Source organism: Limnohabitans sp. Rim8, assembly GCF_943326455.1.
Lineage (GTDB): Bacteria > Pseudomonadota > Gammaproteobacteria > Burkholderiales > Burkholderiaceae_C > Limnohabitans_A.
The window spans coordinates 1-24,547 of sequence record NZ_CALPTI020000033.1; the positions used below are offsets into that span (position 1 = coordinate 1).

Here is a 24,547-nt window from a genome sequence, read left to right on the forward strand (position 1 = left end):
CTTGGGTGGCGCGGATGCGGGCAACTACAACCTGGTGAGCAGCACAGCCAGCACGACAGCGGATATCAGCAAAGCTGACATCAGTGCCGTGACCGGTATCACTGCAGCCAACAAGGTGTACGACGCGACGACGGCGACCACGCTGAACACCAGCGCGGCGGGCTTCACGGGCAAGATTGGCTCAGACGTGCTGAACGTGAGCGCAGCCAGCGGAGCGTTTGCAGACAAGAACGCAGGTGCGGGTAAGAGCGTGAGCATCACGGGCATTACCTTGGGGGGCACGGATGCGGGCAACTACAACCTGGTGAGCAGCACAGCCAGCACCACGGCTGACATTGCGAAGGCTGACATCAGTGCCGTGACCGGTATCACTGCAGCCAACAAGGTGTACGACGCGACCACGGCGACCACGCTGAACACCAGCGCGGCGGGCTTCACGGGCAAGATTGGCTCAGACGTGTTGAACGTGAGTGCAGCCAGCGGAGCGTTTGCAGACAAGAACGCAGGTGCGGGTAAGAACGTGAGCATCACGGGCATTACCTTGGGAGGCGCGGATGCGGGCAACTACAACCTGGTGAGCAGCACAGCCAGCACGACAGCGGATATCAGCAAAGCTGACATCAGTGCCGTGACCGGTATCACTGCAGCCAACAAGGTGTACGACGCGACGACGACGGCCACGCTGAACACCAGCGCGGCGGGCTTTACGGGCAAGATTGGCTCAGACGTGTTGAACGTGAGCGCAGCCAGCGGAGCGTTTGCAGACAAGAACGCAGGTGCGGGTAAGAGCGTGAGCATCACGGGCATTACCTTGGGAGGCACGGATGCGGGCAACTACAACCTGGTGAGCAGCACAGCCAACGCCACGGCCGACATCACTGCAGCGCCAACGCCAACGCCAACGCCAACGCCAACGCCAACGCCAACCGCGTACTTGGTCACGCCAGCGGCTACGCAGTTGTCATTGGCACGTGAGCTCTCGTCTAACGAGAGCACATTGACGACTGGGCCTATCACCACCTCTGCACCACGCGTGTTCACAAGTGAGGTGGGCGCTAGAACAGCACCTTCGTTGGTAGCCGTGACGCGCGGCGGTATTTCATTGCCAGTTGACGTGCCCACCTTCCGTGACGATGCGGATGAAAAGAAGGGTGGCAACTAAGCCCAAAGCCTATGACTTTTTCACTCGAAAAATTTGAGGCTCTGGCTTACACTCGAGACCGAGAAATGGGGATGCGCGAACTTGTCGCGCTTCTCCAAGACTTGGATTCGAACTACGGACATGTGGGATCTGATTTCCACGCGGTTGTGCTTCAAGCGGTATCGCAGCAAGAGGTTAATCAGCATGTATGGACACGAGCCGCTGCTGCTGCTTCGTGTTTACTGTCCGACCATGAGTTGTTTTTTTCGCCTGAGTGGCGTCAACGCATTTTGTCTAGCCATCGTTGGTTGTCAGCTTTGTTTGCGGCCACGCCGTTTAGAAACGCCGACCATGTGATGCGTGCCTTGAACAAACAGGAGGATAAGGGCGATCTAACCAAGCTGGTGGTGGGAGAGGCCGACCTGCTGAAGTTTTGTCTGCTTTATTCGCCAGAGTCTGAGGTGCCCCTCGATTTGGATGCGCTTTGGGCTGGCGACAAAGTATTGGCTGCGGGTTTGTGCTTGGTGCTGCTTTCGCCTAGGTTTTTGGGGTCGTCAGCAGCCCACACCAAACGTGAGCTGATTTTGCCTTGGCTAAGCGAGAGGCTCGATCAGGTGGATGATGTCGAGCAGTTACCTATGGGTGTATTACACGACCTCTACATGCACTGCAGCTATGCCGACCGCGCAGACAAGCACGACATCAAGAAGCCGATCAACGCCTTGATCAGACGGAAATTGCAGCAACACGGTGTGACAGACCGGGTAAGTGGCAAACCTGCCATAGACAAGAAGCCGGTCATGCTGGTCGTGTTGGAGTGGTTTAGCAGCGCACATTCCATCTATCGAACCCATTCACGCACCATGGAGGCGGCACGGGCCCACTTTGAATTGGTGGCCATGGCCTATGCTGATTGTGTCGACGAGACCACGCTCAAGGTGTTTGATGCCTTTGTGCCGATTGACCGCAACGTGGGAGTGATTGACCAGGTCAAGTTGATAAAGACCGAGGCCGAAGACAGAAATGCGGCTGTCTGTTACATGCCAAGTGTCGGCATGTTCCCCTTGACCATGTGGCTTGCCAATCTCAGGGTCGCTCCACTGCAGTTGATGGCACTGGGCCACCCGGCAACCAGCCATTCAGACGCGATCGACTATGTTGTGGTGGAAGAAGACTATGTGGGTGACCCAGCCTGCTTCAGTGAACAGCTGCTGCAGCTGCCAAGCGATGGCATGCCCTATCGGCCCTCGGCGGCGGCAGCCGGGTTGGATGTGATGCGCCAGCCCGATGCGCAGCCCGAGGTGGTGAAGATTGCCATGTGCGCCACCACCATGAAGCTCAACCCCGGGTTTCTCGCAGCCTGCGCAAGAATCGCCCATGAGAGCCAGGTGCCGGTGTATTTCCATTTTCTGATAGGGCAGGCACAGGGCTTGACCTATCCCAATGTACAGCGCGTGGTGCACCAGTATCTGGGTGATCGGGTCACTGTCTATCCGCATCAGAACTATGCCGACTACATGGCCGTGATCTCGGGTTGCGATATGTTCATCAACCCGTTCCCCTTTGGCAACACCAACGGCATCATTGACACGGTCAGTGCAGGGCTGGTGGGTGTTTGCAAGACCGGTTCCGAAGTGCATGAACACATTGATGAAGGTTTGTTCAAGCGCCTGGGCTTGCCCGATTGGTTGGTTACCGATACGGTGGACGACTACGTCAATGCCGCCGTCCGTCTGGCTTCCAACCATCAGGAGCGGGTGGCGCTCAGGGGTCGGTATGCCGGCCCCGCCAAAGTGGACGTGCTGTTTGAGGGACGCCCCGCTGTCATGGGCGAAAAAATACTGGCGTTGCTGGAAAAGGCTAAGGCAGCCCGCATAGCGGTGCCTGAGCATGCAGTCTGATTTCCTGCGCAAGCTGCTGCAACCCGGCAGGCTCACGCACGTGGTTGATGTGGGAGCAAACCCTATAGACGGTGATCCGCCCTACAAAGCCATGCTGGAGGCCGGGCTTTGTACTGTGACAGGGTTTGAGCCACAGGCGTCAGCATTGGCGGAGCTGGAGCAGAAAAAAAGCAGCGCAGAAACCTATTTGCCCTATGCCTTGGGGGCTGGCGACGAACGTGTGCTCAACATTTGCCGGTATTCGGGCTGGACCAGTCTGTTGTATCCGAGGCCCGAGGCCTTTAGGGTGTTCAGTCAGTTCCAGGACAACGCAACCGTCATAGACACCTTGTCCGTGCAGACCCGCAAGCTCGACGATATTGCCGAGTTGCAACCCTTTGATATGTTGAAAATTGACGTTCAAGGTGCTGAGAGAGATGTTTTTTTGGGTGGCATAAGGCAGCTGCAGAACGCCGTCGCCATCCAGACCGAAGTGTCGTTCATTCCCATGTACATCCAGCAGCCCGTGTTTGGGGACATTGATGTCACACTGCGCAAGCTCGGCTTTGTGCCGCACTGCTTTAGCCAGGTCAAGACCTGGCCGGTAGGGCCGCTGCAATATCAACCGGCAGCAGGCCGCGGCTATCACCAGCTACTGGAAGCAGATGTGGTGTATGTCAAAGACTTCATTGATCCGATCAAGATGAGTGACGAGCAGCTTAAGCACCTGTGCCTGTTGATGCACCACTGCTATGGCAGCATTGATTTGAGCGGGCGTTGCTTGGAGGTGCTGGAGCAGCGTGGCGCCATAGACAACGGCGTGAGTCGATATGTGACACATTTAAATTCTTCAAACAACAAGTCGCTGTGATTCAAATGACACCCGTATGGCTGAAGTGGATTCGAGAAAATTTTCTCCGCGGATGCTCGTCTGAACAGAGGCTGTCTGACATGACGGCAGCGGGTGTTGCACGCATGCAAGCTCAGCAGGCTATAGAGCAAGTGAAGTTGGCGATTGCGCCACTCAATAAAGTTGCGCAACCGTTCTGATATGAGCCCAGTCGAGTAGTTGAACGCATTGCAAGCCTAGCCATGCCTGCGCAGTTGTCGCTGCAATGGATGACCTGTTAGGTTGCGGTGGAGCCGGCGCAAGCCGCGCGGGCGTATAGGTTCAACATGACGCGTGGGAGCGGGGAAATCGGCTTGTGGGGTCAGGTCAGACGCGAGGCCAAGCGACTGGCGGTGAGGGCTTGGTTGGGGGGCCAGTTGTCGGCCAGTTGCCCATGCTGGGCCACCGCGGCGCAGGCGGCGTCGAAGGCGTTCAGGCCTTGCGCCATGCGGGCGCCAATGAGCCCGGCCAGCACATCGCCGGTGCCGCCAATGGCCAGGCGGCCGTTGCCACTGGTGTTGATGCGCGGCGTTTGTGCGGGCGCGGCGATCACGGTGCCCGAGCCTTTCAGGACCACGGTGCATTGGTATCGGTCAGCCAACGCTTGTGCGGATTGGATGCGGTCGTTTTGCACTTGGGCCGTGCTGCAGCCCAGCAGTCTGGCGGCTTCCAGGGGGTGTGGGGTGAGGACGGTGTCATGAGGCCGGTCTTGCCTTTTTGCGCGTTGCCGCAGACTGTTTTGCAGTGCGGTGTCATGTGCCACGGCATTGAGGCCATCGGCGTCCAGCACCAAGTGGGCGCTGCGCTGCAGTACTTGGGGCATCAGGGCTTGCACGGCCGTGCCGCCGCCGCAACCGCAGACCACATGCAGTGTGTCCAGCGCCAGTGGATCGAACTGGCGTTGCATCAGATCTGGGGGCGCGTTGTCGCTGGTCTGGCCTGACAGCAGGTTCAAGATGACCCGCCCGGCACCCGCGTGCAGGGCGGCGGTGGCGGCCAGGATGGCGGCGCCGGTCATGCCCATGCCGTGTGTGGCCATGCCTTCTCCGCCGATCACGGCCACATCGCCGTGGCTGCCTTTGTGGCTGGCGTGGTGTTTGGGCATTGGCGCACAAGGGGCGTTGAGCTGGGCCACGGGCTGCACGCGGTGCGGGCTGGCGTGGTAACCCAAGTCTTCCAGCCAGATCAGGCCACTGGCGTCTCGCCCATGCCCCATGAGCAGTCCAGCCTGCAGGGCAATCAGGCTCAAGGTGTGGCTAGCCTGCACGGCCGCGGTGTCGGCGTTTTCGCAGCCCAGCCATTGGCCTGACTGCGGGTGCAGGCCCGTGGGCACGTCGATGGACAGCACCTGGGCTGGGCTGTAGTTGATGGCCTGCACGCGGGCTCGAATGTCGGGGGTCAAGGGGCGGCTGGCTCCGATGCCGAGCAGGGCGTCGATGCACAGATCGTGTGCATCCAGCGTTTGCAGCCAGGCCTGGGGCACGTCGTGCTGGATGCGAACGCCCGCTTGCTGCGCCCGATGCAGGGCCGCTAGGGCATCTGTTGGGCAGTGCCCGGGTGCAGCCAGCAGGCTGACCACCACTTCTTTGCCCCATTGGTGCAGGTGCAGTGCGGCTTCCAGGCCGTCGCCGCCGTTGTTGCCCGGCCCTGCGGCCACCCAGATGCGCCGGGCGTGCGGCGCCACGGCCAAGGCCAATTGGGCACAAGCCAGCCCCGCGCGTTGCATGAGCGGTGTGGGGCTGAGCGCCTGCAGCAGGGGCTCCAGCTGCCGCACACCTTCAGGCCCCAGGATGGGCCAGTCGTGCGAGCGGGGCAGGGGCTGCATGGATTCAGTGGCTTTGCAGCAGGGGTTCGAGCAGCAAGGCCAGCTGCAAGATGGTGTCGTCGTGCATGGCCGCGTGCCAGGCCATCAGGCCCACTGGCAATTCGCCCGGGGCGTGACAGGGCAGGGAGATGCCGCAGCCGTCCAGGGTGTTCACAGCGCTGGTGTTGCGCAGCAGCAGGCCATTGACCCGGAAAAATTCTGCGTCGCGCTCGGCCCCGGGGGCGACCTGGCTGATGGTGGGCCCGGTGATGGGGGTGGTGGGCGAGAGCACGGCGTCGTAACCGACCAGCGCAGCTTCGACCCGGCCAATCCAGCTTTGCCGGGCTTGCACCAGGTCCATGTATTCATGGGCCTTCATGGCTGAACCGCGCATCACGCGCTGCGCCACACGCGGATCGTAGAGATCGCCATGGCTGCCGATCAGTTCGCGGTGCAAGGCAAAACCCTCGGCTGGGCTGAAGCCGCCTGTATTCATCATGGGTGCCAATTCATTCAGTTCAGACAGCTTTATCTGTTCAATCTGTGCGCCAGCTGCGCTCAGCTTATTCAGGCTACGTTCAAAAGCTCGCGTCACGGCCGTGTCCATGTTGTCCTGCATGAGAGTTGTGACAAAAGCCAAACGGTAGCCAGATAGTGGGCGGTGACCTTTGGGGACCTGTCTGGCCGACAGCACTTCGTGGGCCAAGATGGTGTCGCGCACAGTTCTGGTCACGGCGCAAATCGTGTCGAGGGTGGTGGAAAGCGGGTAGGCGCCTTGGGTGGGTACCCTGCGGGCTGTGTTTTTGAAGCCCACAATGCCGTTCAAGGCTGCGGGAACCCGGATGGAGCCGCCCGTGTCGGAGCCCAACCCGATGAAGGCGGCGCCCGTGGCCACCGACACGGCAGCGCCCGAGCTGGAGCCGCCGGGCACATGGGGCTGACCGGCGGTGCCAACGGGCCGGTCATAGAGCCCGTCCCAGGCGGCGGGTGTGCCGTAGTGGGGGTTGGTGCCCACGCCTGAAAAGGCAAATTCCACCATGTTGGTGCGCCCAATCAGGCCCGCGCCTGCGGCCCGCAGTCGGCTCACTGCCATGGCGTCTTGTTTGGCGGGGGGCTGCTGGGCCAAAACTTGAGAGCCCGCTTGAGTGACTTGACCCTGGACATCAAAGAGGTCCTTGACCGAGACTGAAAGTCCGGCAAGGGGACTGTTGTCCAAATTGTGATGATCTGCTGCAAATTTCAAGGCTTCTGGGGTCAGCTGAATGAAAACATCTTGACAAGCATGGCTTGCCGCTATCCCCAAGCAGTTTTCAGCTTCTGTCTTTGGATGCGCGCTGCCCGCGCGAATGGCTTGGCGGGTGGCAATCAGGTCAGCTTTCATGTGGAGAGGTGCTTTTGGCGAAGTCTGGATGCTATAATCCTAAGGCTTTGCTGAGTGCGGCGCATGTCTTTTGGGTGTCATTTTTGACTTTTCCGAACTTCCTCGTCAAACCTGCCAAGTTCATCCGCAAACCAGTCCCATCAAGGTGTTTCGTTTGGTTGTTCAACCTGACGCAATCAGTGGACTGGTTTTAGACCCAACCTTTGGAGTATTTTTATGTCCGTTACCATGCGCGAAATGCTGGAAGCCGGTGTCCACTTCGGTCACCAAACCCGCTTCTGGAACCCCAAGATGGCCCCGTTCATCTTCGGCCACCGCAACAAAATCCACATCATCAACCTGGAAAAATCGCTGCCGATGTTCCAGGATGCCATCAAGTTCGCCAAGCAGTTGTCCGCCAACCGCGGCAACATTCTGATGGTCGGCACCAAGCGCCAAGCCCGTGAGTTGGTGGCTGCCGAAGCCCAGCGCGCTGGTGTGCCTTTCGTCGACCAACGCTGGTTGGGCGGCATGCTGACCAACTTCAAAACCGTCAAGACCTCGATCAAGCGTCTGAAGGACATGAAGGCCCAGCAAGAAGTCGGCCTCGACAGCCTGAGCAAAAAAGAACAACTGATGTTCAAGCGCGAGATGGAAAAGCTTGAAAAAGACATCGGCGGCATCCAAGACATGGCCGCTTTGCCTGATGCGATTTTCGTGATCGACGTTGGCTACCACAAGATTGCCATTTCTGAAGCCAAAAAACTCGGCATCCCATTGATCGGTGTGGTGGACTCCAACCACTCACCAGAAGGCATCGACTACATCATCCCCGGCAACGACGACTCGGCTAAGGCCGTGGCTTTGTACGCACGTGGCATCGCTGACGCCATCATCGAAGGCCGCGCCAATGCGGTCAATGATGTGGTCAAAGCTGTCACCGAGGCCGCAGACGACCAAGCCGAAGAAACTGCTTCTGCCTGAGTTTCCAAGACTCGATGAAAGGGGCTTATCGGCCCCTTTTTTTTAATTTGACTTTTAGACTGAATACGGAGAAATCAAATGGCTGTTATTACCGCAAGCATGGTTGCAGAACTGCGCGCAAAAACCGATGCCCCCATGATGGAGTGCAAAAAAGCCCTGACTGAAGCCGAAGGCGACATGGCCAAAGCCGAAGAGTTGCTGCGCGTCAAATTGGGCACCAAGGCTGGCAAGGCCGCTTCGCGCGTGACCGCCGAAGGCGTGGTGACCAGTTTTGTGAGCGGCACCACAGGTGCCATGATCGAAGTGAATTGTGAAACCGACTTCGTGACCAAAAACGACAGCTTTTTAGCTTTGGCCAATGCCGCTGCCAAATTGGTTGCTGAGCACAACCCGGCTGACATCGCTGCCTTGGGCGCTCTGCCTTACAGCCAAGACAGCTTTGGCCCGACCTTGGAAGATGTTCGCAAAGGGCTGATTGGCAAGATTGGTGAGAACATGAGCTTCCGCCGTTTCAAGCGCGCCGCTGGTGGCGCCAAGATTGCCAACTACTTGCACGGTACCCGCATCGGCGTGTTGGTGGAGTTCGAGGGTGACGAGACGGCCGCCAAAGACGTTGCCATGCACGTTGCTGCCATGAAGCCTGTGTCTTTGACCAGCGCTGAAGTGCCCGCCGAGCTGATCGAAAAAGAGCGTTCAGTTGCCGCAGCCAAAGCAGCCGAGTCTGGTAAGCCAGCCGATATCGCCACCAAAATGGTCGAAGGCTCGGTGCAAAAGTACCTCAAAGAAGTTTCTTTGTTCAACCAGTCATTCGTCAAGAATGACAAGCAAACCGTTGAGCAGATGCTCAAGGCGGCCAGCACCACTGTGAGTGCTTTCACACTCTACGTGGTTGGCGAGGGCATCGAGAAGAAGGTGGATGACTTTGCAGCCGAAGTGGCTGCCCAAGTGGCTGCTGCTCAAAGCGCAGCTGCCTGATTTCATTGACCTCTTGATTTGCCATTTCTTTGACCCAGTTAATCACCCAGGAGCCCACCATGTCCTCACCCAAGCCAGCCTACAAGCGTATTTTGCTCAAGCTGTCTGGCGAGGCCTTGATGGGCGATGATGCTTTTGGTATCAACCGAGCCACCATCGTGCGCATGGCCGAAGAAATAGCCGAGGTGACGCGACTGGGTGTGCAAATAGCGGTGGTGATCGGTGGGGGCAACATCTTCAGGGGTGTGGCTGGCGGCTCGGTTGGTATGGACCGTGCCACTGCAGACTACATGGGCATGTTGGCCACCGTGATGAACTCTTTGGCTTTGGCTGACGCCTTGGACAAAGCGGGTTTGACCGCTCGCGTGATGTCGGCCATCGGCATTGACCAAGTGGTTGAACCTTATGTTCGACCCAAGGCTTTGCAGTATTTGGAGGAGGGCAAAGTGGTGGTTTTCGCTGCGGGTACGGGCAATCCGTTTTTCACCACAGACACTGCCGCTGCATTGCGTGGGGCCGAAATCGGCGCCGAATTGGTGCTGAAGGCCACCAAGGTGGATGGTGTTTACTCGGCCGATCCGAAAAAAGACCCGCATGCGACCCGTTACACTGAAATTAGTTTTGACGAAGCCATATCCCGTAATTTAGGCATCATGGACGCTACAGCTTTTGCATTGTGTCGCGACCAAAAGTTGCCCATCAAAGTGTTTTCGATCATCAAGAACGGCGCTTTCAAGCGCGTGGTGCTGGGTGAGGATGAAGGCACCTTGGTTTATGCTTGAGAACGTTCTGACGAGGAGAACCCCATGACCATTGCTGACATCAAAAAAACCTGCGAGACCAAAATGGAGCAGTCCATTTCGGCTTTCAAAAACAACCTGACACGGATTCGTACCGGACGCGCTAACCCTGCCTTGCTGGACACCATCCATGTGGAATACTACGGATCGCTGGTGCCTTTGTCGCAAGTGGCCAATGTCTCGTTGATGGATTCGCGCACGATCAGTGTGCAGCCATGGGAAAAGAGCATGGCCGCCAAGATTGAAAAAGCCATCCGCGAAAGCGAATTGGGTTTGAACCCAGCTTCGCTGGGTGAGTTGATCCGCGTGCCCATGCCCGCCATGAGCGAGGAGCGCCGCAAAGAAATGACCAAGCTGGCCCGTAGCGAAGGCGAAAACGCCAAAATTGCAACCCGAAATTTGCGCCGTGATGCCAATGAAGCGGTCAAAAAACTGGTCAAGGACAAGGAGGCTTCTGAAGACGATCAAAAGCGTGCCGAAGCCGATATCCAGAAACTGACTGACAAACGTATGGGCGAAATTGATCAGTTGGTGACCGCCAAAGAACAAGAAATCATGGCGGTGTAACCATCCTTTCAGTGCCGTGCTGTGCCGCGGCCTGAATGGCCGCCTTCAGGCGGCTTTTTTTTTGGAGAGTTCGTGCTCAAACAACGTGTCATCACTGCTGTCGTCCTGTTGGCCCTGCTTTTGCCCGCACTTTTCGCGGTCAGCCCTTGGCCCTTCATGGGGCTTACCGTTGTGTTGATTGGCGCTGGGGCTTGGGAATGGGGGCGACTCAATGGCGTAGGCTCCCTGCGGGCTTGGTTGGGTGCTTTGTTGTGCGTGCTGTCGTGTGTCATGGCACTTCAAGTGGGCTGGGTGCGTAACACGCCGCCCCATTTGTGGCTGTTGGCAGGAGCCATGTGGGTTCTGTTGGGTGCTTGGATGATTCAGCGTGGTGTTTCCGGCTGGGCCCTTTGGCCGCGCACATTGCGCTGGTTGACCGGCTTGGTTTTGCTGGCACTGGCTTGGTTGGCTCTGGCTCAGGCACACCAAAAAAGCGTCAACTTCCTTTTGTCTGTGCTGGTGCTGGTTTGGGCGGCAGACGTTTTTGCTTATTTCTTTGGCCGCGCGCTCGGCGGACGTTTTTTCAGCATCAAGTTAGCCCCATCGATCAGCCCTGGTAAAAGCTGGGAGGGTGTTCTAGGCGGTATCGTGGGCGTTTTTTTGGTGGCCTTTGCTTGGGTCGCATTTGACCAAAGCGGTGCTTCGGCCATGCCCAGTTTCTTCACGTTGATCATGGAAAAAGGCTGGTGGGTAGTTGTGCCGGCTTTGCTGTTCATGTCGGCCATGAGCGTGATGGGCGACTTGGTGGAGTCCTTGGTCAAGCGCAGTGCCGGCATGAAAGACAGCTCGGGATTGTTGCCCGGACACGGTGGTGTTTTAGACCGGGTCGATGCCTTGTTGCCGACATTGCCTTTGGCCATGATGTTGGTGGTTTGGATTTGAACAGGAGACATAGCTCATGAAGCAAGGCCAGTGCATCACCATCTTGGGTTCGACCGGATCGATTGGCGTCAGTACCTTGGATGTTTTGGCCCGTCACCCAGGGCAATACCGAATCCATGCGTTGACCGCCTCAAGTCAGGTGGATGTGATGTTGGCCCAGTGCGCCCGTTTTTTGCCCGAAGTGGCGGTGATGGTGCAAGAGGATGCGGGTCAATTGTTGGCAGAAAAAGCCAAGGCCGAAGGTTTGTCTGTGCGCGTCTTATGGGGCGCTGAGGCTTTGGACCAAGTGGCTTCAGCGCCTCAGGTGGATGCGGTGATGGCTGCCATTGTCGGAGCGGCAGGCTTGTCCCCGTGCATCGCTGCAGCCCGAGCGGGCAAGCGACTCATGTTGGCGAACAAAGAGGCTTTGGTTGTTGGCGGTGAAGTTTTCTTGCAAGCTGTTCGCGATGGCGGAGCCTTGTTGTTGCCCATCGACAGTGAACATTCAGCCATTTTTCAGTCTTTGCCCGAAGACCCCAGCACGTGGCAAAGGCGGGTTCAAAAAATCATTTTGACGGCCTCTGGCGGTCCATTTCGCGCACGAGACCCTCGAACGCTCAGAGACGTGACCCCCGAAGAGGCTTGCGCGCATCCCAACTGGGTGATGGGGCGCAAGATTTCGGTAGATTCGGCCACCATGATGAACAAGGCTCTGGAGGTGATTGAGGCGCGATATCTTTTTGGCATGTCGCCCGATCAGCTGGAAGTTGTTATTCACCCCCAGAGTGTCATCCACTCCATGGTGCAGTATCGGGATCACTCGGTGGTGGCGCAATTGGGCACACCTGATATGCGGGTGCCCATTGCTTATGGATTGAGTTGGCCTGAAAGAATGACCTCAGGGGCTCAAGCGCTTGATTTCCACGCTTTATCGGCCATGACATTTGAGGCCATGGATGAGCCGGACCATCTCTTGCGTTTTCCCGGCATCCAGCTCGCTTGGGAGACCTTGCGGGGGGCACCTGGCAGTTGTGCCGTTTTGAATGCAGCCAACGAAGTCGCAGTGGATGCTTTTTTGAACAAACGCATCCGTTTTGACCAGATTCAGGATGTCAATCGAGCCACTTTGGACGGCCTTTCATTTTCTGAGCCGAAGTGCTTGGAAGCCTTGTTGGACTTGGATACAAGCAGTCGTCGCCAGGCCGAGCAAAGTATCTTGCATCTGAACTGATGGGCATGATGAATGGGCTTTTGCCGATGTCTCCTGATGTATTATCTTGAATGATTTTTGATGTACTGCAAAAGAATTAACACGCTTTCGCTTGGAAGCATGAGAACTTGGCTTGTGGGTTTTTGCCTTGAGGTCTACAAGTTTTTCGCTCCCGATTGCAAACTGCTCCCTGAATGATTGCACCATGAATTTATTTGATTCCCGTCTCCATTGCATGTCTTTTGCTTTCAAGGCCATGGCTTTGGCTGCGATCAGCCTGCCTGCTTTGGCTGTTGAGCCTTTCACAGTGCGCGACATTCGGGTCGAGGGTCTGCAGCGTATCGAACCCGGTACTGTGTTTGCCTCTTTGCCGGTGAGGGTGGGTGACCGTTACACGACCGACACAGGTGCTGCGGCCATTCGTGCACTTTTCGCACTCGGTCTTTTCAAGGATGTGCGCTTGGAAACGCAGGGGGATGTGCTGGTGGTGGTTGTCGAAGAGCGTCCTTCGGTAGCTTCAGTAGAGTTTGTGGGTCTCAAGGAGTTTGACAAGGATGTTTTGACCAAAGCTTTGAGAGACATTGGCTTGGCGGAGGGCCGCCCATTTGACAAGGCCTTGGCTGACAGGGCCGAGCAAGAGCTCAAACGGCAGTACATCAGCCGCAGTTTGTACGGTGCTGAGGTTGTCTCAACCACCACGCCGGTAGACCGTAACCGTGTGAATTTGACGTTCACCATCACGGAGGGTGGTCCTGCAAAAATTGGACAGATTGAGGTGGTTGGCAACAAGACATTTACCGTCCAAACATTGCGCGATCAGTTCAATTTGGACACGGGTGGTTGGATGAGTTGGTACACCAAGTCAGATCGCTACTCGCGAACCAAACTGAACGCTGACTTGGAAGCCCTGCGCTCTTATTACTTGTCTCGTGGGTTTTTGGAGTTTCGCATTGACTCCACCCAAGTCGCCATGTCGCCCAATAAACAAGAGATGTCGATCACCATCAACATCACCGAGGGTGAACGCTTCATCACTTCAGGGGTGACTCTGGAGGGCAATTACTTGGAGCGCGATGATGAGTTCAAAGCCCTGATCAAAATCGCTGTGGGAAAGCCCTACAACGCTGAAACCGTGGCTGAGACCACCAAAGCATTCACCGAGTATTTTGGCAAGTTTGGCTTTGCTTTTGCCCGCGTTGAGGCCAAGCCGGTGATTGACCGTCAGAACAACCGCGTCCAATTTGTGTTGCAGGCCGAGCCGTCCCGCCGCGCTTATGTTCGGCGTATTCAAGTGGCAGGCAATGACCGCACGCGAGACGAAGTCATTCGCCGTGAGTTTCGTCAACTGGAGTCTTCTTGGTATGACGGCGACAAAATTCGTCTGTCGCGTGATCGGGTGGACCGCTTGGGTTACTTCACCAGCGTGAATGTGGAAACCATGGAGGTGCCAGGAACGCAGGATCAGGTGGATTTGTTGTTCACAGTGACCGAAAAGCCAACCGGCAGTATTTCTTTGGGCGCTGGTTTTTCGTCTATTGAAAAGATTGCCTTTAACTTCGGCATTCGTCAGGACAATGCGTTTGGCTCTGGTAATTTTTTGGCAGTGGAAGTCAACACCAGCCGGTTTAACCAAAACCTGGTGATCAGCACCACCAACCCTTACTACACCCAGAACGGCATTTCCAGAACCTTTGATATGTTCCACAGGACAACGCGGCCATTTTTTGGCAACATCAACTCTTATCGCATCATCAACACGGGTGTTGGCACGCGCTTTGGTGTTCCTGTGACCGAAACAGACACTGTATTTCTGGGTGTCAATGCTGAGCAAACCCAAGTCAAAGAGGGTGTGGGCATTCAAATGCCCGAATTGCTGCGCCCCTACATTGAAAAGCAAACCGCATTGCCTATCACGTTGGGGTGGGCCAGAGACAGACGTGACAGTGCCTTGGTACCCACCCGAGGCGCTCTTCAAAGATTCAATTCGGATGTGAGCTTGGCTGGCGATTCCCACTACGCCCGTGCCAGTTATCAGTTCCAACAGTACATTCCTTTAACAAAAAAATACACTTTCGCATTCAATGCCGATGTGGGCTTGGGACAAGGACTGAACGGCCAAGCTTTTCCTTTACTTAAAAACTACTATGTAGGCGGATTGGGCAGTGTTCGCGGTTTTGAAAGAAACACACTCGGTCCACAACCTGATAGCTCTGGTAACGCATCAACCTTTTTCCCGGGTGGCTCTAAAAAATTGGTCTTTAACGCTGAGTTCATCACCCCCTTCCCAGGTGCTGGCAATGACAAAACCTTGAGGTTGTTTGGCTTCACCGATGCGGGCCGTGCGTTCGGTGCCAACGAAGAACTGTCTTTGGATAAACTGAGCGTTTCCGCGGGTGTGGGATTGAGCTGGATCTCGCCCATGGGGCCACTGCGCTTTTCTTACGCAACCCCTATCGTCAAGCAGACAAACGATAGAATCCAACGTCTGCAATTCCAAATTGGAACTTCCTTCTAATGAACTCGATTCATCCCAAAATTGCCTTGGCATGTGCCATCGTGGCCTCCTTGTTGACCTTCACCGTCCAGGCCCAAGACATCAAGCTGGGCTTTGTCAATACAGAGCGTATCTTTCGTGAAGCCGCCACGGCCAAGCAAGCCCAAGCCAAATTGGAACAAGAATTTTCTCGCCGTGAAAAAGAGTTGGTGGACAGCGGGAATGCTTTAAAACAAGCTTCTGAGCGTTTTGAACGTGAGGCGCCGACTCTGGCAGAGTCTCAGCGTACGGCCCGACAGAAGCAGTTGCTCGACCAAGACCGGGAGTTTCAACGCAAGCGTCGTGAATTTCAGGAAGACCTGAATGCCCGCAAAAATGAAGAGCAACAAATCGTCGTGGAGCGAGCCAACCGCGCTGTCAAGCAGGTCGCTGAATCCGAAAAATATGATGTGATTTTTCAGGAAGCTGTTTATATCCATCCTAAACACGACATCACCGACAAAGTCATCAAGGCCCTCAATGCCTCGGTTGGCAAGTAACGGTTTTTCCCTGACGTTTCATTGTGTCGTTGACACTATCGACCATTGTTGATCGGCTCGGTGGGCGTCTTTTGGGTTCGCCGGAGCTGTCTATCGAAGCGTTGGCCCCACTGCAGACAGCGCAAAGCCAACACATCGCTTTTCTGAGCCACCCTAAGTATCAAAAGCAGTTGTCCGAAAGCCAAGCAGGGTGCATTATTGTTGCGCCGGCTTTTGAGTCGTTGGCTCCAGCAGGTCGCTCACTGATAGTGACCGAGGACCCTTATCTGTACTTTGCCAGATTGACACGTTTGTGGAAACAAACTCACGCACTTCATCAAGGGCCTCGCATACATCCCAGTGCCGTCATTCACCCCCAAGCTGATGTTGCCGATGATGCCGTGATTGGCCCTTTGTGTGTTTTGGAGCAGGGCACTCGCGTTGGCGCCGGCACTGTCCTTAAGTCAAGGGTGACGCTTTCGCAGGGGTGTGTTGTGGGTGCGCGTTGCATTTTGCATGCGGGTGTGGTGGTAGGCGCCGATGGTTTTGGCTTTGCACTTCACCAAGGCCAGTGGGAAAAAATTGAGCAGCTTGGTGCTGTTCGCATTGGCGATGATGTTGAAATTGGCGCCAATACGTGTATCGATCGGGGTGCCCTTGATGACACGGTCATTGAAGACGGCGTGAAGCTCGACAACTTGATTCAAATTGGTCACAACGTTCACATTGGCGCTCACACGGCCATGGCAGGTTGTGTGGGGGTTGCAGGCAGTGCCCGCATTGGTGCGCATTGCACAGTGGGTGGTGGCGCGGTGGTTTTGGGTCATTTGACCTTGGCGGATCATGTCCATATTTCGGCAGCTTCGGTGGTGACGCGCTCTATTTCGGAGCCAGGAAATTACACGGGCATGTTTCCATTGGATACCAATTCCAATTGGGAAAAAAATGCGGCCAGTCTCAAGCAGTTGTCCCGCTTGCGTGACCGCATCAAAGCACTTGAAGCGCACATTCATAACAACAAGGAAACCTGAGCATGATGGATATCCATAAAATCTTAAAACAGCTCCCCCATCGTTACCCCATCCTGCTGGTTGACCGCGTGCTGGAAATCGAAAAAGGCGTGCGCATCAAGGCACTCAAAAACGTGTCCATCAATGAGCCACATTTTCAGGGACACTTTCCGCATCGTCCTGTGATGCCAGGTGTTTTGATGCTTGAAGCTTTGGCCCAAGCAGCTGCTTTATTGGCTTTTGATACTTTGGGCGAGACACCAGATGATCAAACCGTTTATTACTTTGCAGGCATTGACGGTGCACGGTTTAAACGGCCAGTGGAGCCGGGTGATCAGCTGATCTTGGAAGTTGAACTTGACCGTATGAAGTCAGGTATTTTTAAATTCAAAGCACGTGCCAAGGTCGGTGATGACATCGCGACGGAAGCAGAGTTGATGTGCACCATGCGGAAAATCCCTCAGGCTTGATCTGTATGAGCAACATTCATCCAACGGCCATCATCAGTCCTGGGGCTGAACTTGACAGCTCGGTTTCGGTGGGCCCCTACACGTTGATTGGTCCCCATGTTCGAATCGGTGCGGGTACCCGTGTGGCGAGTCACTGTGTCATTGAGGGGCGCACCACGATTGGTCAAGACAATCGAATTTTTCAGTTCAATTCTTTGGGTGCGGTGCCTCAGGACAAAAAATACAAGGATGAGCCTTGTGAGTTGGTGATCGGAGACCGCAACACGATTCGTGAGTTTTGTACTTTCAACATCGGCTCTCCCGGTGATCGTGCTCTGACATCTGTGGGCAATGACAATTGGATCATGGCCTATGTTCATTTGGCCCACGATTGCCAAGTGGGCAACCACACAATCTTTGCCAACAACACACAGCTGGCTGGCCATGTGGTGGTGAGTGATTGGGTGATTTTGGGGGGATTTACCGTCGTGCATCAGTTTTGCCGCATCGGGGCTCACAGCTTCACCGCCATGAACTCATTGTTGTTTGCTGACTTGCCACCCTTTGTCATGGCGCAGGGCCAGCCTGCCCAAGCACGTTCAATGAACTTTGAAGGTTTGCGCCGACGGGGTTTTTCTGCTGAGCGAATGGGTGCCGTCAAAGCCATGCACAAAGCTTTGTACCGAGATGGCTTATCGCTCAGTGACGCCATGGTCCGCATTGGTTCTTTGTCCGAAGCCAAACCTGAGGTGCAGCCCGATGTGAACATGATGCTCGATTTTTTGAAGGCGGCCTCCCCACAACGTGGGATCGTGCGTTGACCCAATCCGAGCCTGTTTCTGTCGACAAAGCCCCCTCGGGGGCTTTGTCCTTTGCCATGGTGGCCGGAGAAGTCTCTGGCGACTTACTGGCCGGTTTGCTGATCCAAGGTTTGCAATCGCATTGGCCGAAAGCGCGTGGTTTCGGTATCGGTGGGCCTCGAATGCGTTCGCTGGGTTTTGAGGCTTGGTGGCCTCATGAAAAACTGGCGGTTCGTGGTTATGTCGAGGTTTTGCGCCATTACAGAGGGATCGTCGCCATTCGCAATCAGCTTCGTGAGCGTTTGCTGGCTCAGCCGCCTGATGTGTTCATCGGCGTTGATGCGCCCGACTTCAATCTTGATTTGGAAGCCAACCTCAAGGCTGCAGGTGTTCCGACGGTCCATTTCGTGTGTCCCTCTATCTGGGCTTGGCGGCCTGAGCGGATTGAGAAAATCCGCCTCAGCGTTGACCACATGCTTTGCATTTTCCCGTTTGAGCCTGCGTTGTTGGCTCAAGCCGGCATAGAGGCTACTTATGTCGGGCATCCTTTGGCGCAAACCATTCCTCTGTATGCCAATTGTTCAGCAGCCCGTCAAACTTTGGGACTCGATGCGCAAAGGCCTGTGGTGGCTATTTTGCCGGGCAGTCGCCTGTCTGAAATTGAACATTTAACCCCACGCTTCATTCAAGCTGCTCGGATCATGCAGCGACAAAATTCCGCTTTGCAATTTGTGCTGCCTGCAGTGCCCAGTTTGTTGCCACGCTTGCAGGCTTTGATCCATGCTGCGGGTGGTTTGCCCAATTTGCAGCTGCTTTCGGGCCAATCACACGCAGCGCTGGCCGCGTGTGATGTCACTTTGATTGCCAGTGGCACGGCGACGCTTGAGGCGGCTTTGTTCAAGCGTCCCATGGTCATTGGGTATCACATGAACTGGCTCAGTTGGCAGATCATGAGGCGACAACAACTTCAAGCTTGGGTGGGTTTGCCCAATATTTTGTGTGAAGATTTTGTTGTGCCAGAATTTTTACAGGATCGCTGTACGCCTGATGCCTTGGCAAAAGCATGTTTGGCATGGCTGTCTGCGCCAGATCGTATTGACGCATTGCAATCTCGATTTCATCAATTGCATCTTTCATTGCAACTTGATACAGCCCAACTCTCAACCCATGCCCTCGAAAAAGTTCTTGCACGCTGAACAGTCAGCGCTTTGTTTCCATGTTCCCGGTTTGGTGGCTGGGGTCGATGAAGCGGGTCGCGGTCCTTTGGCAGGGCCTGTTGTTGCGGCAGCAGTGATCTTGGACGAAATGAATCCAATTGTTGGATTGAACGATTCCAAAAAACTCACTGCCAAGCGTCGGGAGGGGTTGTTTGACGAAATCCGGGCGAGGGCATTGTGTTTTGCCATTGCCGAGGCGAGTGTTCAAGAAATTGACCAGCTGAACATTTTGCAGGCGACACTGTTGGCCATGAAGCGGGCTGTTGAGGCTTTGCGTTTGCCCCCTAAGCTGGTTTTGGTAGATGGCAACCGCTTGCCCACTTTGTCCGTGAGGGCTGAAGCCATCGTGCAAGGAGACGCGTTGGTGCCAGCGATTTCCGCAGCCTCTATTTTGGCAAAGGTCCATCGTGATCGTTTGTGCGATGCGATGCACCTGCGCCATCCGATTTACGGATTTGACCAACACAAGGGGTATGGCACGGCGCAGCACATGGCCGCATTGCAAGCGCATGGTCCCTCAGACTGTCACAGAATGACGTTTGCCCCAGTGGCCAGGAGTGTGCGTTGAAGTTGATCACATCCCGAGACAACCCCCATGTCAAGGCTTGGCGGCGGTTGGCCCAAGAGTCCACTGCTTACCGAAAAGTAGGACAGTTTTGGCTGGAAGGCGATCATTTATGCCGTGCGGCCCTTGAGCGCGGCGTGCGCCCTTTGCAGCTTGTGTTGACCGAGTCCTTTTGGGCGGAGCAGGGTGAACCGTGGTCTGGGGTGACCGATCAGGTTTTTGTATTGCCGGATGTCATTTTCTCGAGCCTGAGCGGCTTGGAGTCGCCCGCTCGCATGGGTTTTGTGGTTGGTTGGGCGGCTGAAAAACAGGTTTTGCCGGCGGTTGCCACCGTTGTGCTCGATCGCGTGCAAGACGCAGGCAATGTGGGCGCTATTTTGCGCTGCGCCTCAGCGTTCGGTTACCGGCAAGTTTTAGCCATCAAGGGGACGGCTGCTTTGTGGTCTCCCAAGGTTCTCAGAGCTGGCATGGGCGCACATTTTGGTTTGAGCTTGGTGGAGTCGGTCGATGAAAGCGAATTGGCCGCTTTGCAACTGCCGATCTTGACCACCAACGTGCACGGAGGAGCTTATTTACACGAATTGTTGCGCCGCGGCGAGTTACCTGCAGTAGGTGCTTGGGTTTTTGGCCATGAAGGGCAGGGTGTCAGCGATTCTTTGTTGGCGTTGGCGCAGCACCAAGTCCGCATAGCCCAGCCAGGTGGTGAAGAATCTTTGAATGTTGCCACCGCTGCCGCTATTTGTTTGCATGCCAGTGCAACGGCTGTTTTGTGATGATTTTGGATTAGCTAAACCACGCTTAGAGGCCAGATACCTCAGGGTTTTCATTGAGTCCTCAGCTATAATGGTGGGCTTTCCCGCATCAACCTGTACGCCACAGTCCATCCTAGGCCCAATCCTCGAACAAGCAGCCAAAAAGAGATCACATCTCTGGTGAGTGCTGAGGCGTACCCGAACTTATCCGGAGAACCCAGTGCTTTTGTCTCTTCAGGGAACCTTCCCGCCCGCCATCTTGGCGCTCGCAGACGGCACGGTCTTTATCGGCAACTCGATTGGAGCCACCGGCTCCACAGTCGGTGAAGTGGTGTTCAACACCTCGCTCACCGGCTACCAGGAAATCCTCACCGACCCCAGCTATTGCCAGCAGATCGTCACCTTGACGTACCCGCACATCGGTAACTATGGCGTCAACGTGGAAGACATCGAAGCCGATAAGGTCCATGCCGCTGGCTTGATCATCAAAGATTTGCCATTGATCGCCAGCAATTTTCGATCCAACCAAACCCTCTGCGCCTATTTGGCTGATGCGGGTACGGTGGCCATCGCCAACATCGACACCCGTCAACTGACCCGCATTTTGCGCACCAAGGGCGCCCAGAACGGCGCCATTGTGGGCTTGGCCAAAGGTCAAGAAGTTACGCAAGTTTTGATCGATCAAGCGGTGGCAGCAGCCAAAGGGGCGCCCAACATGGCGGGCCTCGATTTGGCGCAAGAAGTCACGGTGTCCACATCGTATGAGTGGACACAAACTGAGTGGGTTTTGGGCGAAGGCTATGGAAGCTTGACAGCGCCCAAGTTTCATGTGGTCGCCTACGACTACGGCGTTAAGAAAAACATTCTGCGCATGTTGGCCGATCGCGGCTGCAAAGTCACCGTGGTGCCAGCCAAGACGCCCGCTTCAGTGGTGCTCAAGCACAAGCCTGATGGCATCTTTTTGTCCAACGGTCCTGGTGATCCCCAGCCTTGCGATTACGCGATTGCAGCCGCCGCTGAGCTGATTGAAACCGGCATCCCCACATTCGGCATCTGCCTGGGTCACCAAATCATGGCCTTGGCCAGCGGTGCGAAAACCTTCAAGATGAAGTTTGGCCACCACGGTGCCAACCATCCTGTGAAAGAACTCGACACCGGGCGCGTGTCCATCACCAGCCAAAACCACGGTTTTGCGGTGGACGAGAAGTCCTTGCCAGCCAACTTGCGTGCCACGCATGTCTCTTTGTTCGACGGCACCTTGCAGGGCTTGGCCCGCACCGACAAGCCCGCGTTCTGCTTCCAGGGTCACCCCGAAGCGTCGCCCGGCCCACACGACATTGCTTACCTCTTTGACCGCTTCATCCACCTGATGGAGGCGAAATAACATGCCAAAGCGCACCGACCTCAAAAGTATCCTCATCATTGGCGCCGGCCCGATCATCATTGGTCAGGCCTGTGAGTTCGACTACTCCGGCGTGCAGGCCTGCAAAGCCTTGCGCGAAGAGGGCTACAAAGTCATCTTGATCAACAGCAACCCCGCCACGATCATGACCGACCCGGCCACGGCCGATGTGACCTACATCGAGCCCATCACTTGGCAGACGGTTGAGAAGATCATTGCCAAAGAGCGCCCCGATGCGATCTTGCCCACCATGGGGGGGCAAACCGCACTCAACTGCGCTTTGGACTTGTGGCACAACGGCGTGCTCGAGAAGTACAAGGTTGAGCTGATTGGTGCGACGCCAGAGGCTATCGACAAAGCCGAAGACCGCCTGAAGTTCAAAGACGCCATGACCAAAATTGGTCTGGGCTCTGCGCGTTCCGGCATCGCCCACAGCATGGAAGAAGCGTGGGACGTGCAAAAGACCTTGGGTTTCCCAACAGTCATCCGCCCCAGCTTTACGCTAGGCGGCACGGGCGGCGGCATTGCTTACAACCCTGAAGAGTTCGAGACCATTTGCAAACGCGGTCTGGAGGCTTCGCCCACCACCGAGTTGTTGATTGAAGAGTCCTTGCTCGGCTGGAAAGAGTACGAGATGGAAGTGGTGCGCGACAAGGCGGACAACTGCATCATCGTTTGCTCCATCGAAAACTTGGACCCGATGGGCGTGCACACCGGCGACTCGATCACCGTGGCCCCTGCCCAAACGTTGACCGATAAGGAATACCAGATTTTGCGCAACGCCTCTTTGGCTGTTTTGCGAGAGATCGGTGTGGACACCGGCGGCTCCAACGTGCAGTTCTCGATCAACCCCAAAGACGGCCGCATGGTCGTCATCGAGATGAACCCCCGCGTGTCGCGTTCCTCCGCCTTGGCCTCCAAAGCCACGGGTTTCCCCATTGCCAAAGTCGCGGCCAAGCTGGCTGTGGGCTACACCCTCGACGAATTGCGCAATGACATCACGGGCGGTGCTACGCCAGCCTCTTTCGAGCCATCGATCGATTACGTGGTGACGAAGATTCCGCGTTTTGCGTTTGAGAAATTCCCAACCGCCGACAGCCGCTTGACCACCCAAATGAAATCAGTGGGTGAGGTCATGGCCATGGGCCGCACCTTCCAAGAGTCCTTTCAGAAAGCCCTGCGGGGTCTGGAAGTGGGCGTGGACGGCATGAACGAGAAGACCCAAGACCGCGAAGTGCTCGAAAAGGAACTGGGCGAGCCCGGCCCCGAGCGCATCTGGTATGTGGGTGATGCTTTTGCCATGGGCCTGAGCGTGGACGAGGTGTTTGCCTTGACCAAAATCGACCCTTGGTTTCTGGTGCAGATTGAAGAGATCGTCAAGATCGAACTGGAATTGGAAACCACCACACTCGAAGCCATCACGGCCGACGAATTGCGTGCGCTCAAGAAGAAGGGCTTCTCGGACCGCCGCTTGGCCAAGTTGCTCAAGACCACCGAGCATGTGGTGCGTGCCCGTCGCCATGCGATGAACATCCGTCCTGTTTACAAGCGCGTTGACACCTGCGCGGCCGAATTTTCGACCGATACCGCTTACATGTACTCTTGCTACGAAGGCCATGGTGACGGCGAGTGCGAAGCCGAACCGACGACCAACAAGAAGATCATGGTGCTGGGTGGCGGCCCCAACCGAATCGGTCAGGGCATTGAGTTTGACTACTGCTGCGTGCACGCAGCACTCGCCATGCGCGAAGACGGTTACGAAACCATCATGGTCAACTGCAACCCCGAGACCGTGTCCACCGACTACGACACCTCAGACCGTTTGTACTTTGAGCCCGTCACCCTGGAAGACGTGCTTGAAATCGTTGACAAAGAAAAGCCAGCTGGTGTGATCGTCCAGTACGGCGGTCAAACGCCTTTGAAATTGGCACTGGGGTTGGAGGCGGCCGGTGTACCGATCATCGGCACCAGCCCTGACATGATCGATGCGGCCGAAGACCGTGAGCGATTCCAAAAATTGCTGCAAGACTTGGGTCTGCGTCAACCGCCCAATGCCACTGCGCGTACCGAGTCTGAGGCTTTGGAAAAAGCCGCAGCCCTGGGTTACCCCCTGGTGGTGCGCCCCAGCTATGTGCTGGGTGGCCGCGCGATGGAAATCGTGCACGAGCAGCGCGACCTAGAGCGCTACATGCGCGAAGCGGTCAAGGTGTCGCACGACTCGCCTGTGCTGCTGGACCGTTTCCTGAACGACGCCATCGAGTGCGATGTGGATTGCTTGCGTGACCCCGAAGGCAAGACCTTCATCGGCGGCGTGATGGAACACATCGAACAAGCGGGTGTGCACAGCGGTGATTCGGCTTGCTCGCTGCCGCCTTATTCGTTGTCGGCTGCCACGGTTGACGAGCTCAAGCGCCAATCGGCCGCCATGGCAGGGGCCTTGAACGTGGTCGGTTTGATGAACGTGCAGTTCGCCATACAGCATGTGGATGGGCAAGACGTGATCTATGTGTTGGAGGTCAACCCCCGCGCTTCGCGCACCGTGCCTTATGTGTCCAAAGCCACGGGCATTCAACTGGCCAAGGTGGCGGCGCGTTGCATGGCAGGTCAAACGCTCGCGTCCCAAGGCATCACCAAAGAAGTTACGCCACCTTATTTCAGCGTGAAAGAAGCTGTTTTCCCGTTTGTGAAGTTCCCCGGAGTGGACACCATCCTCGGCCCCGAGATGAAGTCCACTGGCTAAGTCATGGGTGTGGGCAAGACTTTTGGCGAGGCTTTTGTAAAGAGTCAAATGGGTGCAGGCACCAAGCTGCCACGTTCCACCAAAGCCGAC

General features: G+C 56.0%; 20 protein-coding genes and 1 pseudogene. 19 read left to right on the forward strand and 2 right to left on the reverse strand.

What is annotated here, in order from left to right:
- The 3 genes from Q1M54_RS15350 to Q1M54_RS15360 all read left to right on the forward strand — a co-directional run.
- Positions 1–1,162, forward strand: a 1,162-nt coding sequence (locus Q1M54_RS15350) for a YDG domain-containing protein (RefSeq protein ID WP_300559025.1), incomplete at its 5' end; no start/stop codon positions are given.
- A gap of 11 nt (positions 1,163–1,173) precedes the next feature.
- Positions 1,174–3,042: a peptide transporter gene (locus Q1M54_RS15355; protein ID WP_300559028.1), complete on the forward strand. Its 1,869-nt coding sequence runs from the start codon at positions 1,174–1,176 to the stop codon at positions 3,040–3,042.
- Positions 3,032–3,892 carry an FkbM family methyltransferase gene (locus Q1M54_RS15360; RefSeq protein ID WP_300559030.1) on the forward strand — a complete coding sequence of 287 codons (861 nt, stop codon included), beginning with the start codon at positions 3,032–3,034 and terminating at the stop codon, positions 3,890–3,892. The genes Q1M54_RS15355 and Q1M54_RS15360 overlap by 11 nt, the downstream gene beginning before the upstream one ends.
- Positions 3,893–4,232: 340 nt before the next feature.
- Here Q1M54_RS15360 and Q1M54_RS15365 read toward each other — a convergent pair whose 3' ends face one another.
- On the reverse strand, positions 4,233–5,735 hold the full coding sequence (locus Q1M54_RS15365) for an NAD(P)H-hydrate dehydratase (protein WP_300559038.1): 1,503 nt from the start codon (positions 5,733–5,735) through the stop codon (positions 4,233–4,235).
- Between the two features lie 4 nt (positions 5,736–5,739).
- On the reverse strand, positions 5,740–7,095 hold the full coding sequence (locus Q1M54_RS15370) for an amidase (protein ID WP_300559041.1): 1,356 nt from the start codon (positions 7,093–7,095) through the stop codon (positions 5,740–5,742).
- A gap of 216 nt (positions 7,096–7,311) precedes the next feature.
- On the opposite strand from Q1M54_RS15370, the gene rpsB reads away from it, so the two are divergent.
- From rpsB to carB, 16 genes and pseudogenes are all read left to right on the forward strand, one after another.
- Positions 7,312–8,058 (forward strand): 30S ribosomal protein S2, encoded by a 747-nt coding sequence (gene rpsB, locus Q1M54_RS15375; protein WP_300559044.1) that lies wholly within the window; start codon positions 7,312–7,314, stop codon positions 8,056–8,058.
- Positions 8,059–8,136: 78 nt separating this feature from the next.
- Positions 8,137–9,033, forward strand: coding sequence for a translation elongation factor Ts (gene tsf / locus Q1M54_RS15380; protein ID WP_300559047.1), 897 nt, complete (start codon positions 8,137–8,139; stop codon positions 9,031–9,033).
- Between the two features lie 59 nt (positions 9,034–9,092).
- The gene (gene pyrH, locus Q1M54_RS15385) at positions 9,093–9,815 is read left to right on the forward strand and encodes a UMP kinase (protein ID WP_300559050.1); all 723 of its coding nucleotides are present in this window, start codon (positions 9,093–9,095) and stop codon (positions 9,813–9,815) included.
- Positions 9,816–9,839: 24 nt separating this feature from the next.
- The gene (gene frr / locus Q1M54_RS15390) at positions 9,840–10,400 is read left to right on the forward strand and encodes a ribosome recycling factor (RefSeq protein ID WP_300559053.1); all 561 of its coding nucleotides are present in this window, start codon (positions 9,840–9,842) and stop codon (positions 10,398–10,400) included.
- Positions 10,401–10,472: 72 nt separating this feature from the next.
- Positions 10,473–11,321: a phosphatidate cytidylyltransferase gene (locus Q1M54_RS15395; RefSeq protein WP_300559056.1), complete on the forward strand. Its 849-nt coding sequence runs from the start codon at positions 10,473–10,475 to the stop codon at positions 11,319–11,321.
- A 16-nt stretch (positions 11,322–11,337) separates the two neighbouring features.
- Positions 11,338–12,531, forward strand: coding sequence for a 1-deoxy-D-xylulose-5-phosphate reductoisomerase (locus Q1M54_RS15400; RefSeq protein WP_300559059.1), 1,194 nt, complete (start codon positions 11,338–11,340; stop codon positions 12,529–12,531).
- A 214-nt stretch (positions 12,532–12,745) separates the two neighbouring features.
- The gene (bamA, locus tag Q1M54_RS15405) at positions 12,746–15,025 is read left to right on the forward strand and encodes an outer membrane protein assembly factor BamA (RefSeq protein WP_300559062.1); all 2,280 of its coding nucleotides are present in this window, start codon (positions 12,746–12,748) and stop codon (positions 15,023–15,025) included.
- The gene (locus tag Q1M54_RS15410; RefSeq protein WP_300559065.1) at positions 15,025–15,543 is read left to right on the forward strand and encodes an OmpH family outer membrane protein; all 519 of its coding nucleotides are present in this window, start codon (positions 15,025–15,027) and stop codon (positions 15,541–15,543) included. Before bamA ends, Q1M54_RS15410 begins: the two co-directional genes overlap by 1 nt.
- A gap of 23 nt (positions 15,544–15,566) precedes the next feature.
- Positions 15,567–16,553 carry a UDP-3-O-(3-hydroxymyristoyl)glucosamine N-acyltransferase gene (gene lpxD, locus Q1M54_RS15415; protein ID WP_300559068.1) on the forward strand — a complete coding sequence of 329 codons (987 nt, stop codon included), beginning with the start codon at positions 15,567–15,569 and terminating at the stop codon, positions 16,551–16,553.
- Positions 16,554–16,555: 2 nt separating this feature from the next.
- On the forward strand, positions 16,556–17,002 hold the full coding sequence (gene fabZ / locus Q1M54_RS15420; RefSeq protein WP_300559071.1) for a 3-hydroxyacyl-ACP dehydratase FabZ: 447 nt from the start codon (positions 16,556–16,558) through the stop codon (positions 17,000–17,002).
- A 5-nt stretch (positions 17,003–17,007) separates the two neighbouring features.
- Positions 17,008–17,802 carry an acyl-ACP--UDP-N-acetylglucosamine O-acyltransferase gene (gene lpxA, locus Q1M54_RS15425; protein ID WP_300559074.1) on the forward strand — a complete coding sequence of 265 codons (795 nt, stop codon included), beginning with the start codon at positions 17,008–17,010 and terminating at the stop codon, positions 17,800–17,802.
- A gap of 56 nt (positions 17,803–17,858) precedes the next feature.
- The gene (gene lpxB, locus Q1M54_RS15430) at positions 17,859–18,977 is read left to right on the forward strand and encodes a lipid-A-disaccharide synthase (protein ID WP_300559086.1); all 1,119 of its coding nucleotides are present in this window, start codon (positions 17,859–17,861) and stop codon (positions 18,975–18,977) included.
- Entirely contained in the window at positions 18,949–19,566 is a 618-nt protein-coding gene (rnhB, locus tag Q1M54_RS15435; RefSeq protein WP_300559077.1) for a ribonuclease HII, read from the forward strand. Before lpxB ends, rnhB begins: the two co-directional genes overlap by 29 nt.
- Complete coding sequence (locus tag Q1M54_RS15440; protein ID WP_300559080.1) at positions 19,563–20,336, forward strand: RNA methyltransferase; 774 nt, start codon at positions 19,563–19,565, stop codon at positions 20,334–20,336. The genes rnhB and Q1M54_RS15440 overlap by 4 nt, the downstream gene beginning before the upstream one ends.
- 199 nt (positions 20,337–20,535) lie before the next feature.
- Entirely contained in the window at positions 20,536–21,699 is a 1,164-nt protein-coding gene (gene carA / locus Q1M54_RS15445) for a glutamine-hydrolyzing carbamoyl-phosphate synthase small subunit (RefSeq protein WP_300559083.1), read from the forward strand.
- Between the two features lies 1 nt (position 21,700).
- A pseudogene (gene carB, locus Q1M54_RS15450) lies at positions 21,701–24,547 on the forward strand (carbamoyl-phosphate synthase large subunit); the annotation flags it as partial.